10 protein-coding genes are annotated in these 13,044 nt (G+C 62.5%); all 10 read left to right on the top strand.

Features of this window, described 5'->3' with window-relative positions; translation table 11 throughout:
- Nucleotide 1 precedes the first annotated feature (1 nt).
- The 10 genes from F475_RS02380 to F475_RS02335 all read left to right on the top strand — a co-directional run bounded on the left by F475_RS02380 (nt 2) and on the right by F475_RS02335 (nt 13,044).
- Nucleotides 2-1,519: a sigma-54-dependent Fis family transcriptional regulator gene (locus tag F475_RS02380; protein WP_018927442.1), complete on the top strand. Its 1,518-nt coding sequence runs from the start codon at nt 2-4 to the stop codon at nt 1,517-1,519.
- Between the two features lie 93 nt (nt 1,520-1,612).
- Entirely contained in the window at nt 1,613-1,753 is a 141-nt protein-coding gene (locus F475_RS02375) for a hypothetical protein (protein WP_018927443.1), read from the top strand.
- Between the two features lie 17 nt (nt 1,754-1,770).
- Nucleotides 1,771-2,967, top strand: a complete 1,197-nt coding sequence (tagH, locus tag F475_RS02370) for a type VI secretion system-associated FHA domain protein TagH (RefSeq protein WP_111453058.1) — start codon at nt 1,771-1,773, stop codon at nt 2,965-2,967.
- A 5-nt stretch (nt 2,968-2,972) separates the two neighbouring features.
- The gene (gene tssJ / locus F475_RS02365; RefSeq protein WP_018927445.1) at nt 2,973-3,473 is read left to right on the top strand and encodes a type VI secretion system lipoprotein TssJ; all 501 of its coding nucleotides are present in this window, start codon (nt 2,973-2,975) and stop codon (nt 3,471-3,473) included.
- 2 nt (nt 3,474-3,475) lie between these two features.
- Entirely contained in the window at nt 3,476-4,807 is a 1,332-nt protein-coding gene (tssK, locus tag F475_RS02360; protein ID WP_018927446.1) for a type VI secretion system baseplate subunit TssK, read from the top strand.
- A gap of 5 nt (nt 4,808-4,812) precedes the next feature.
- Nucleotides 4,813-5,688, top strand: coding sequence for a type IVB secretion system protein IcmH/DotU (gene icmH / locus F475_RS02355; RefSeq protein ID WP_018927447.1), 876 nt, complete (start codon nt 4,813-4,815; stop codon nt 5,686-5,688).
- A gap of 13 nt (nt 5,689-5,701) precedes the next feature.
- On the top strand, nt 5,702-9,241 hold the full coding sequence (tssM, locus tag F475_RS02350) for a type VI secretion system membrane subunit TssM (protein ID WP_168206147.1): 3,540 nt from the start codon (nt 5,702-5,704) through the stop codon (nt 9,239-9,241).
- Nucleotides 9,241-9,969 (top strand): PP2C family serine/threonine-protein phosphatase, encoded by a 729-nt coding sequence (locus F475_RS02345; protein WP_019580447.1) that lies wholly within the window; start codon nt 9,241-9,243, stop codon nt 9,967-9,969. The genes tssM and F475_RS02345 overlap by 1 nt, the downstream gene beginning before the upstream one ends.
- Nucleotides 9,966-10,982: a serine/threonine-protein kinase gene (locus F475_RS02340; RefSeq protein ID WP_177431084.1), complete on the top strand. Its 1,017-nt coding sequence runs from the start codon at nt 9,966-9,968 to the stop codon at nt 10,980-10,982. The genes F475_RS02345 and F475_RS02340 overlap by 4 nt, the downstream gene beginning before the upstream one ends.
- A 28-nt stretch (nt 10,983-11,010) precedes the next feature.
- Nucleotides 11,011-13,044, top strand: coding sequence for a type VI secretion system tip protein VgrG (locus tag F475_RS02335; RefSeq protein WP_111453056.1), 2,034 nt, complete (start codon nt 11,011-11,013; stop codon nt 13,042-13,044).

Genomic DNA, 13,044 nt, shown 5'->3' with positions numbered 1-13,044 from the left:
GATGTTCACTCAAGTGCCGCAACCGCTGGTCTATGCCGAAGCCTTGCTGGCGCAGTTCGCCAGCCTGTCGCGGGCGGCGGACAGCGCTGTGCTGCTGGGTGACTTCGTGCGCGGCCTGGCCGAGCTCAGCGGTTGCGAGCTGACGCAGTTGTACCTGCTGGATGCGACCCACACTTGCCTGGGGATGAACGCCGAGTGCCTGAACGGCGTTCTGCAACCCCGGGAAGGGGCCAGCCTGCCGGCGGATTACAACGGTGAACAACTGCTGCAATTCGCCCTGTGCCAGAACCGCGTGGTGTGCCTCAGCGAGCTGAGCGGCAGCCTGCACGAAACCAGCTTCCTGCCGCCCCAGGCCACGCCCTGGCAGTCGCTGCTGTGCGTGCCGCTGGTCAATCAGCAGAAGGCTGTCGAAGGTTTGCTGCTGTGCGCCAGTCGCCGGGTAATCGACCTGCAAGGCTTTGCCGATTCCCTCGGTCAACTGGGCTCGTTCGTGCTCGGCCAACTGCACTTGCTGCAGCGTTTGCGTCAGCCGAACGGTGATACACGCCCGGCGCCTCTCAACGTCCCGAGCGCCAGCGGTTATGGCCTGATCGGCAAGAGCGCGGCGATGCGCCAGACCTATTCGCTGATCAGCAAAGTCCTGCACAGCCCGTACACCGTACTGCTGCGCGGTGAGACCGGCACCGGCAAGGAAGTGGTCGCGCGGGCGATTCACGATTGCGGCCCGCGCCGGTCCCAGGCGTTCATCGTGCAGAACTGCGCGGCGTTCCCCGAGAACCTGCTGGAAAGCGAGCTGTTCGGCTACCGCAAGGGCGCCTTCACCGGTGCTGATCGCGACCGTGCCGGGCTCTTCGATGCGGCCAACGGCGGCACCTTGCTGCTCGATGAAATCGGCGACATGCCGTTATCGCTGCAAGCCAAATTGCTGCGGGTATTGCAGGAGGGCGAGATCCGTCCGCTGGGTTCCAACGACACCCACAAAATCGACGTGCGCATCATCGCCGCGACGCACCGGGATTTGTCGGTGCTGGTCAGCGAAGGCAAGTTCCGCGAGGACTTGTACTACCGCCTCGCGCAATTCCCGATCGAACTGCCGGCGTTGCGTCAACGCGAAGGCGACATCCTCGACCTGGCGCGGCACTTCGCCGACAAGGCTTGCGCGTTTCTGCAGCGCGATGCGGTGCGTTGGTCCGACGCGGCGCTGGATCACCTGTCCGGTTATGCCTTCCCCGGCAACGTTCGCGAACTCAAGGGTTTGGTCGAGCGCGCAGTGCTGCTGTGCGAGGGCGGCGAGTTGCTGGCCGAGCATTTCTCCCTGCGCATGGAAGCCATGCCGGAAGACAGCAGCCTGAACCTGCGTGAACGCCTGGAGCAGGTCGAACGCAGTCTGCTGCTCGACTGCCTGCGCAAAAACGACGGCAACCAGACCCTCGCCGCCCGCGAACTCGGGCTGCCACGGCGCACGCTGCTGTACCGCCTCGGGCGGCTGAATATCAATTTGGGTGACTTCGATGGGTAGGCAAAAGACCGTCGGATCCGCCTCATTCGCTTCTAACAGCGCCACCCGAAAGGGTCGGCGCTTTGTGCTTTGTCTACCTCTGGAGACCCTCTGATGCCTGTTCGTCACTGGCAAGCCGTCCTGCTGACCTTCGTCGTTCTATGCGGCCTCGGCGGCTGTAGCGGCAATTACAAATACAACGACAACACCTATCGCCCATTGGGTGATCCGCAGGCGGTCAATCGCGGCAAGTGACCGCAAGGAGCATCATCATGGAACTGGTTTTCGAAATGCTGAACACCAAGCAGTTCGTGCCCACGGATTTGTGCCAGAAGACCTTCAAACAGGCCGGTGGCGTGATCGGCCGGGGCGAGGACTGCGACTGGATCATCCCCGACCGCAAGCGTCATCTGTCTAACCACCACGCGGTGATCAGCTACCGCGAAGGCACGTTTTTCCTGACCGATACCAGCAGCAACGGGATTCAGGACAGCGAAAGCGGCGCGCGCCTGCGCAAGGGCGAGCCGATGCGCATCGAACACGGCAGCGTGTATGTGCTGGGTGACTTCGAGATTCGCGCGCGACTGGTGCGCGACCCGGCCACGTTCGACGTCGAAGTCGGCCGTCCGCAGGCCGCGGGCAGCATCATCCCGGACGATGCGTTCCTCGACCTTGACCCGCTCAATGCCCTCGACCAGCAAGAACGCGTGTACTCGGAGATCGAGGAGCTGATTTCCCCGAGCACGGTGATCGAGGACACCCGTCAGCGTGCCGACTACGCGCGCATCGACATGGAAAGCCTGATGGTGCCGGAGCTGATCGCCGCCCCGGCAGAACCAGCGCCAGCCCCGCTGCCAAAAGCGGTTGAGCGTCAGAGCGAAGGTTTCTGGGAGCACTTCGGTGCGGCGTTGGGCGTGGACCTCAAAGGCCTCGACCACGATGCCCGCGAAGCCCTGGCCCTGAACGCCGCACGCCTGCTCAAGCAGAGCGTCAGCGGTTTGCAGCAGAGCCTGCGCACCCGCAGCGAGCTGAAAAACGAACTGCGCCTGGCCCAGACCACCGTGCAGGGCAGCCAAAAGAACCCGTTGAAATTCGCCGTCGATGCCGGTGAAGCGCTGGGCATTCTGTTGCAGGGCAACAAGCCGGGCCAATTGCCGGCCGAGCAAGCGATCTCCCGTGCGTTCCGCGATTTGCAGGCGCATCAGGTGGCCTTGCTGACCGCCAGCCGCGCCGCTGTTCGCGGCACCCTGGAGCACTTCTCGCCGCAACAGCTGACCCTGCGTTTCGAGCGCGACAACAAGCCGTTGCTCGCCACCTCCGGCAGTCGCTGGAGAGCTTATGGGCGTTATCACCAGGCCCTGCGTCAGGACGATGACTGGAGCGAGCGCCTGCTGGCCCGCGACTTCGCCCAGGCCTACGAAGAACAGATCCGCCTGATTTCCACCCTTCACACCGACCACCAAGGATGATGCGCATGTCTCGCTGTTCCACCGCTTTTTTCAAGATGCTGACTGCGTTCGCTGCTTTGGTGCTGCTGGCCGGTTGCTCGTCGCTGTCGCCGTATTCCACCGTGACCAAACTCAACCTGAAGCTGACCGCCAGCGATCAATTGAACCCGGACCTCAACGGTCGTCCGTCGCCGATCGTCGTGCGCCTATTCGAGCTCAAGCACCCGGTGGCCTTCGAGAACGCTGATTTCTTCAGCCTCTACGAACGCGCCAAGGAATCCCTGGCCCCGGACCTGGTGGCCAGCGAAGAACTGGAACTGCGCCCAGGCGAAACCGTCGAGCTCAAGCTCAGTGTGGAAGAGGGCAGCCGTTACGTTGGTGTGCTCGCCGCCTACCGCGACCTGCCGGAAACCAAGTGGCGCTACACCGTGCAAATCACTCCGGTGCAAGTCACCGCGGCTGATCTGACCCTCGATCAGGCCGGCATCCGCAACACCCATGAAACGCTCGCCAAGGCGGATGACTGAACATGAATGCCCATAAAGTCATTTGGCAGGAAGGCATGCTGCTGCGTCCGCAGCACTTCCAGCACAACGATCGTTACTACGACCACCAGATGAAGACCCGCACCCAGTTGCTGGGCAGCTACACCTGGGGCTTCCTCAACCTGGAAATCGACTTGCAGTTCCTCAACATGGGCAAACTGGTGATCAGCCAGGCCTCGGGGATTCTGCCCGACGGCAGCCTGTTCGAACTGGGCGGCAACACCGAGCCGTTGGCCCTGGACGTGCCGCCGAACACCGGCAATACGCCGATCTACCTGGCACTGCCGTTGGTGACGGGTAACCACATCGAGGCCCGCCGCCCGGAGCAATCCGACGTGCTGGCGCGCTACACCGCGTATGAAGCGGAAGTGGCCGACTCCAACGCCGGCGACGACTCCGCCAGCCAGGTCAGTTGCGCCCGTCCGGACTTCAAGCTATTGCTCGGCGAGCAGCAGAGCGATCAGGCCTACGTGAAGCTGAAGATCTGCGAAGTGCTCGACACCACGCCTGACGGCGTGATCAGCCTCGACCCGGATTTCGTGCCGACCTACATTCAGGCGCACTCGTCCAGCTACCTGCTGTCATGCCTTAAAGAAGTGATCAGCATGCTCGGCCACCGGGGCGACACCATCGCCGACCGGATCCGCTCCAACGGCAAGGTCGGCGGCGCGGAAGTCGGCGACTTCATGATGCTGCAACTGATCAACCGCACTGAACTGTTGCTGCGCCATTACCTCGGCCTGGAACAGGTTCACCCGGAAGAGTTGTACCGCACGCTGCTGACCATGCTCGGCGATCTGGCGACGTTTTCCAGCGACAGCAAACGCCCGCGTCTGGACAGCCGTTACCAGCACAGCGACCAGGGCGCGAGCTTCCGCAAACTGATGGAAGCGATTCGTCAGGTGCTGTCGATGGTGCTCGAACAGCACGCCATCGAACTGGTTCTGCAAGCGCGTCAGTACGGGATCATCGTGTCGCCGTTGCACGACCACAAACTGCTGGGCTCGGCTTCGTTCGTGCTCGCGGCCAGTGCCAACTGCGACTCCGAAGAACTGCGCCATCGCCTGCCGGCGCACCTCAAGGTCGGCCCGGTGGAGCGCATCCGCCAACTGGTCAACCTGCACCTGCCGGGCATCAAGGTCAAACCGTTGCCGGTGGCCCCACGGCAGATCGCGTTCCACTCCAATAAAACCTATTTCATCCTCGAACTCAGTTCCGAAGACCTGGCGCAACTCGAACGCTCCGGCGGCTTCGCGTTCCACGTGTCCGGCGAATTCGCCGAGCTTGAACTGAAATTCTGGGCCATCAGGAACTGACCGACATGATCAAGGACATGGAACACACCCAGGACGACAAAACCGTCCTGCTCGACCGCCAGGGCCACGGCCCGGCCTCGAGTCCGCTGACTGACTTCGCGGCACCGCCGCGTTTTGAACAGTTGGAAGAACGGATGATCTACGCCGCACGTCTGCGCCCGGCCGAAGCGTTCAACATCAGCCTCAATTCGCTGGTGGCGGCGGCGTCCGAGCTGCTGTCGGAAGTGGTGCGGCTCAAACACAGCGACACCCGCGAAGACCTGTACGCGCTCAACGAGCGGCTGACCGCCGGGTTGAAACTGTTTGAAGTGCGGGCGCTGCACAATGGCGCCGAAAGCAGCCAGGTGATGGCCGCCCGTTATGTGCTCTGCACCGTGGTCGACGAAGCTGTCGTGACCACGCCGTGGGGCAACGAAAGCGAGTGGTCGCAGATGAGCCTGCTCAGCAGCTTCCACAACGAAACCTTCGGTGGCGAGAAGTTCTTCCAACTGCTGGATCGCCTGTCGAAAAACCCGGTCAAGCACCTGCCGATGCTGGAGCTGATGTACCTGTGCCTGTCCCTCGGCTTCGAAGGCAAGTACCGCGTGCAAGCCCGCGGCATGCTCGAACTCGAAGGCATCCGCGACGCTTTGTATCGGCAGATTCGCCAACTGCGCGGCGACGTGCCTCGCGAGTTGTCGCCGCATTGGGAAGGCTTGAACGATCAGCGTCGCAGCCTGGTGCGCATCGTGCCAGCGTGGATGGTGGTGCTGTTCACCGTGGTGTGCCTGGTGGTGATGTATTCGGGCTTTGCCTGGGTGCTGGGCGAACAACGCGAAACCGTTCTGCAACCTTATCAGCAGCTTGATCCGGCCACGGCTCAGCCGCAGTCGAAGCCGTAAACAGGGACGTGTGATGAAAAAGTTTTTCAAGAAAGTCGGCGCATTCCTGCGCCAGACCTGGGTCTGGACCCTGTTGCTGGTGCTGTTCGTTGCGCTGCTGGTGTGGTTCGTCGGCCCGCTGCTGGCGGTCAATGACTACAAGTTCTGGGAAGGTTCGACCTCCCGTTTGCTGACCATCAGTGTGCTGTTCCTGATCTGGGGCCTGACCATGGTCTTCGTCAGCTGGCGCGCCGGTGTGCGCAAAAAAGCTGTGGAAGCCACCGAAGACGGCCAGGACCGTATCCGCCGTGAAGAGCTGATCGACGAAGAAGAGAAAGAGTTGAAGGTGCGTTTCAAGGACGCCCTGAAAACCCTGAAAACCTCGAGCCTGTATCGCGGCCGCAGCGAACGCTGGCGCAGTGATTTGCCGTGGTACTTGCTGATCGGCCCGCAGGGCAGCGGCAAGACCAGCCTGCTGGACTTCTCGGGCCTTGAGTTTCCGATCAACAAGATCGACCGCAAACTCACCCGCGACACCCTCGGCACGCGGCACTGCGACTGGTACTTCGCCGACCACGGCGTGCTGATCGACACCGCCGGGCGTTACCTGACCCAGCCGGATGCCGAAGTCGATGGCAGTGCCTGGAGCACCTTGCTCGACCTGCTGCGCAAGCGTCGCCGCAACCGCCCGTTGAACGGCGTGCTGGTGACCATTCCGGTGGAAACCCTGCTGGGCGGCAGCGAGCAGGACCTCGAAACCCTGGCCCGCCAGGTGCGTGCGCGCCTGCAAGACGTGCATCAGAAACTGCACGTCGATGTGCCGATTTATCTGGTGTTGAGCAAGGCCGATCGCCTGCTCGGTTTCGACGAGTTCTTCGATCAACTGACCCGCGAAGAAAGCGATCAGGTCCTCGGCACCAGCTTCCGCAAAGAGCAGAGCGGCACCGATGTGGCCGTGCTGCGCGCCGAGTTCGAAGAGCTGCTGCGTCGCCTCAACAGCCAGGTGATCATGCGCATGCACCAGGAGCGCGACACCCAGCGCCGTGGCCGCATCCTCGACTTCCCGCATCAACTGGGGCAGATCGGCGAGCGCCTGTGCCTGTTCGTCGACCTGGCGTTCACCGGCAACCGCTACCAGCGTGTCAGCCAGTTGCGCGGTTTCTACCTGACCAGCGCACCGCACCTGACTCAACAGATGGACCAGACCACCGCCAGTATCGGCGCCAACCTGGGCATGAGCGCCGGCATGCTGCCAACCCTGCGCAGCGGCCGTTCGCGGTTCATTCACCATTTGCTCAGCCGGGTGATCTTCCCCGAGGCCGACCTGGCCGGTCTGGACAAGCGCGAGCGCAGCCGCATCCACTGGGGTCAACGTGCCCTGTACGTGGGCGCACTGGCGGCATTGGCGCTGTTCGGCATGCTCTGGGCGGGCGGCTTCTCGGCCAACTATGAGCGTCTGGAAAACCTGCGTTCCCTGGCACAAACCTGGAACCAGCAACGCTCGGCCCTGACTGCGCGCGATGATTCCATGGCGGTGCTCAAGACCCTCGACACCAGCTACGCGGCGACACAAGTGTTCCCGAACAAAGGTGACGTGTCGTACCACGAACGTGGTGGCCTGTACCAAGGCGAAGACGCCAACCCGGTGGTCAAGAGCGCCTATGAGCGTGAACTCGAAGCGCAACTGCTGCCACGGGTTGCGACGCTGCTGGAAGGGCAGATCCGCGCCAACATGAAGGACCGCGAACGCCTGCTCAACAGCCTGCGCGCATACCTGATGCTGAACATGAAAGATCGCCGCGATGCGGCATGGCTCAAGGATTGGGTCGCTACCGAATGGTCCCAGCGTTACGCCGGCAACACCGCGGTGCAGAACGGTTTGAACACCCACTTCGAGCGTTTGCTCAAGCAGCCGTTTATCTACCCGCTCAACGAACAGCTGGTGGCGCAGGCGCGTCAGGTGCTGCGCAGCGAGTCGCTGGCCAACGTGGTTTACCGGATGCTGCGCGAGCAGGCTCGCAACCTGCCGGAATACCGCCTGAGCCAACACATCGGCCCGCAGGGTTCGTTGTTTGTCGGCACCGATTACGTGATTCCGGGGTTCTACACCCAACAGGGTTATCAGCAGTATTTCTCGGTCCAGGGTTCGGCGCTGGTCACCGATATCCTGCGTGATAACTGGGTGCTGGGCGAAGGCTCGGGCATCAGCGGCATGGACTTGCGTCGCCTGATGGTCGAGCTGGAGCAGCTGTACTTCCGCGACTACGCCAACTTCTGGAGCGAAGCGGTCGGCCAGGTGGCTCTGCCCGCGATCAGCGATTTCAGTGAGGGTGCCGAGCAACTGGCGGGCCTGACGTCGGCCAATTCCCCGGTGCTGCAACTGCTGGTGGAAGTGCGCGAGAACACCCGTTTCCCGGCGGAAGCCGAACCGGTTGATGAAGCCGCCGATGCCGCCGCGAAACTGGGCGAGCAGAAGGGCAAGCTCGGCAAGTTGGGCAAACTGGCGTCGGCCGCAGCGGACGCGGCGTCTGACATGGCCGCGACCAAAAACCTGCCGGACACCGCGAAGAAATCCCTGCAACGTCGCTTCGAACCGCTGCACCGCTTGCTGGATGACAACAACGGCCCGGCCGCTGATTTGACTCCGGCCCTGCAAGCACTCAACGACCTGCAAATGCAAATGGCAAGCCTGGCCCGCGCCAGTTCGCCAGAGCAGGCTGCGTTTGAAATGGCCAAGACCCGCATGAGCGGCCAGCGTGATGCGCTGAGCACCCTGCGCAATGCGTCGAACCGTCTACCGCGCCCTGTCAGCGTGTGGTTCAACGTGCTGGCCGAGGACACCTGGCGTCTGGTGCTCAACGATTCTTACCAGTACCTGAACCAGCGTTATCAGAGCGAGCTGTACAGCTTCTACGGCAAGGCGATCAACAAGCGTTACCCGTTCAGCGCCCACAGCACCAGCGACGTCGCGATCAGCGATTTCCGCGAGTTCTTCAAGGCCCAGGGCATCGCCGATCGGTTCTTTGATACCTACATGCGTCCATTCGTCAGTGGCGACCCAGGCAACTACCGCCTGCGCAGCATTGACGGTCACAGCATGCCGATCTCCAAGGTCTACCTCGACCAGATGGCCGCGGCACAAGTGATCCGCCAGAGCTTCTTCGCCATCAACCCGGCCGAGCCGCAAGTGCAGTTCAAACTGGAGCCGTACACCCTCGACCCGGCGGTCAGCCGTTCCGAGTTCAAGTTTGGCGACAAGACCATCGAATACCGCCACGGCCCGATCGTGCCGGTGTCGTTCAAATGGCCGACCGATGCCGAAGACGGTCGCACCAGCCTGGTTCTCGACAAAATGGCTGGCCGCCCGATCGGCATCGAGAAGAACACCGGCCCATGGTCGTTGTTCCGTCTGTTCGACCTGATGCAGACCGAGTACCTGACCGGTCGCGACGTGCTGGTGCTCAAGGCTGACGTGGGTGGCCTGCGCGCCAACTACTTGCTGTCGAGCCAGCGCACGCCGAACCCGTTCGACATGGGCGTGCTGCGCACCTTCCGTATGCCGGTGCAGCTCTGATGCTGGTTGCCAGCCCCTGGCGCAGCGCTGCGCGTACCGATCCGGGCAAGGTTCGGGCGCGCAACGAAGATGCCTTTCTCGACTGTCCACAGCAGGGGCTGTGGGTGGTCGCGGACGGCATGGGCGGTCATCAGGGTGGCGACATCGCCAGCCAGTTGATCGTCGCCAGCCTGGCGGAATTGCCGGTGCAGGACGACTTCGACGAACGACTCAAAGGCATTCGCCAGTGCTTGCACTGGCTCAACCGCCGCTTGGGTCAGGAGTTGACCGTCACCGCCGGCCGTCACGACAGCATCATGGGCAGCACCGTGGTGGCGCTGCTGGTGGAAGGTAATCGCGCGGCCTGCATCTGGGCCGGCGACAGCCGCTGCTACCTGTGGCGCGGCCAGCGTTTGTATCAGCTGTCCAAGGACCATTCGCTGCAACAACAACTGATCGACGAACAGAACATGAGCGTCGAAGACGCTCGCGCGCATCCTGCCGCTCATGCGCTGACCCGTGCGGTCGGCGCTGCCGAGCAACTGACGCTGGATGTGTTGGAACTCGAGGTCTATCCCGGCGATGCGTTTCTGTTGTGCAGCGACGGTTTGTATCAAGGGCTGACTAGCGATGCCCTGGGCAACGCCCTGAGCCTGACCGCGCCGCACGTTGCGCTGGAGCGTCTGTTCGACGGCGCTCTGCGTGGCTCGGCCCGGGATAACCTGACTGCCGTGGTGATCCGCCAATGACTGAACTCATGCCACCGATCGACGACCTGCTGGTGACCGAGGAAGAAGCCAATAACCTGACTTACTTCGCTTTCGCCACGTCGCTAAACGGAAAGCCGCATCAGGCCAAACCTGCGCTGGCGCCGACCCGGGCCAGCATTGGTGAACTGCCCGACGTGCTCGCGGGACGTTACCGCATCGAGCGTCTGCTCGGGGCTGGTGGCATGGGCGCGGTTTACCGTGCACGGGATCTGCTGCGCGAACAGTTCGGCGATCCCGACCCTTACATTGCGCTGAAAATCCTCAGCGAAGAATTTGCCGAATCGCCGGACGCCAGTGCCTTGCTCTACAGCGAGTTCACCCTGACCCGACGACTGCGCCACGACAACGTGCTGCGTTTGCACACCTTTGAAGTGGACACCGACTGCCAGCGTGCCTTCATCACCATGGAACTCATGCGTGGGCTGACCCTGGACAAATTACTCTGCGAGCGGCCCCTGGGCCTGCCGTGGTTCGAGCTGCGCGACATCGCGCTGCCGCTGCTCGACGCGCTGGCCTACACCCACGCCCGCGGCGTGCTGCACGGCGACATGAAACCGAGCAACGTGATGCTCAGCGAAGAGGGCGTGCGTCTGTTCGACTACGGCCTCGGCCAGGCCGAAGAGGGCATCTTGCCCGGCCTGCCGCACCTGAGCCGCGACCGCTTCAACGCCTGGACCCCCGGCTACGCCGCCCCCGAACTGCTTGAAGGCCAGCCACTCTCGGCCAGCGCGGACGTGTACGGCGTGGCCTGCGTGCTCTATGAATTGGCGGGCGGCAAACACCCGTTCCGCCGCTTGCCGTCGACCGAGGCCCGCGACGGCCACCTCGACCGCGAGCTGCACGCACCTCGGAATCTACCCAAACACTGCTGGCCAGCCCTGCGAACGGCGCTGGCTTTCGATGCGGCCAAGCGCACCATCACCGCCGCCCAATTGCGTGACGCCCTGGGCGCCACTTCGTCTTTGCTGCAACGCCTTCGACTGCGGGCGTAACGGATGACTACCGAACAGGGAGCAAGCAATGTTCAACTCAGCTAACGAAACGCACTTCAGCCTCACAGTCGAAGACTACGTCGGCGACCTGCAAGTGCTGTCGTTCACCGGCACCGAAGGCATCAGCCAGCCGTATCGCTTCGACCTGGAACTGGTCAGCGAAAACCCGGACCTGGACCTGGAAAATCTCCTGCACAAGCAAGCCTTTCTGGCGTTTGATCCGAAGGGTTCTGGCATCCACGGCCAGATCTACCGCGTCGCCCAAGGCGATGCCGGCAAGCGCCTGACTCGCTACAAAATCTCCTTGGTGCCGCACCTGCAATACCTGCATCACCGCACCAACCAGCGCATCTACCAGCAGATGTCGGCGCCGAAAATCATCGCGCTGATCCTCGAAGAACACGGCATCAAGGGCAACGCCTACCGCTTCCAGCTGAGCACCCCGTGCCCGGATCGCGACTACTGCGTGCAGTACGATGAAACCGACCTGCACTTCGTCCAGCGCCTGTGCGAAGAAGAAGGCATTCACTACCACTTCCAGCACAGCGAAAAAGCCCACCTGCTGGTGTTCGGCGACGACCAGACCGTGTTCCCCAAACTCGGCCAGCCCACCGCCTACGTACAGGGCAGCGGCATGGTCGCCGACGAGCCAGTGATCAAAGGCTTCAAACTGCGCCTGGAAACCCGCACCGGCCGCGTCACCCGCCGCGACTACGACTTCGAAAAGCCCAACCTGCGACTCGAAGCGGCGTACAAACCCGACGGTGAAAGCACCGAACCGGACCTCGAAGACTACGACTACCCCGGCCGCTTCCTCGACCGCGCCCGCGGCAAATTCCTCAGCCAGCGCGCCCTGGAACGCCACCGCGCCGACTACCAGCAAGCCGAAGGCCATGGCGACCAGACCACCCTCGTCAGCGGCCACTTCCTGGAAATCTCCGACCACCCGCGCACCGAGTGGAACGACCTCTGGCTGCTCACCGAAATCGTCCACGAAGGCAAACAGCCGCAAGTGCTCGAAGAGGCGGTGACCAGCGACACCACCGACAACAAAGACGACTTCCACCAGGGCTACCGCAACCGCTTCCTCGCCACCCCGTGGAACGTGTTCTACCGCCCGGCCCTGGAACACCCAAAACCCCGCGTCCTCGGCAGCCAGACTGCCATGGTCACCGGCCCCAAAGGAGAAGAAATCCACTGCGACCCATACGGCCGCATCAAAGTGCAATTCCACTGGGACCGCGAAGGCCTGGCCGACGACAAAACCAGCTGCTGGATGCGCGTCTCTTCGAGCTGGGCCGGCGACCGCTACGGCGCCATCGCCATCCCGCGCATCGGCATGGAAGTCCTCGTCACCTTCCTCGAAGGCGACCCCGACCAACCGCTGGTAACCGGTTGCCTGTACCACAAGGAAAACCAGGTTCCCTACGACCTGCCGGCGAACAAAACCCGCACCGTCTTCAAAACCCTCAGCTCACCGGGGGGCGGCGGGTACAACGAACTGCGGATTGAAGACAAGAAAGGGGCGGAGCAGATCTTCATCCATGCCCAGCGGGATTGGGATGAAAACGTCGAGCACGACCAGAAGATTCGGGTGGGGAATGAACGCCACGACACAGTGGTGAAGAACACCTACACCGAGCTGAAGGCCGAAGAACACCGCACCACGATTGCTGATCGCAAGACCGAAGCGCGGATGGATGACCACCTGACGGTTGGGCAGAACCAGCATGTGAAGTTGGGGACTGCTCAGCTGACCAGTGCCGGGAAGGAAATACACCTCAAGGCAGGGGACAAAATCGTCATCGAAGCCGGGATGGAACTGACCGTAAAGGCGGGCGGAAGCTTCATCAAGCTCGATGCCGGTGGGGTTACCGTGGTTGGGCCGGTGGTGAAGATTAATGCCGGTGGATCGGCGGGGAGTGGGACCGGGATTGGGATTAAGCCACCGGTGCTGCCGGGGGCTGCGGATAAGGATAAGGCGGGGAGTTTGATGGATCAGGCGTTGGGGAATGTGCCTGAGGAACCTAAACCTAAGACAAAGTACCTGTTATCGCTGTGA

This window comes from Pseudomonas sp. URMO17WK12:I6, from assembly GCF_003253625.1.
Lineage (GTDB): Bacteria > Pseudomonadota > Gammaproteobacteria > Pseudomonadales > Pseudomonadaceae > Aquipseudomonas.
This window is presented reverse-complemented; position numbering and strand designations above follow the sequence as displayed.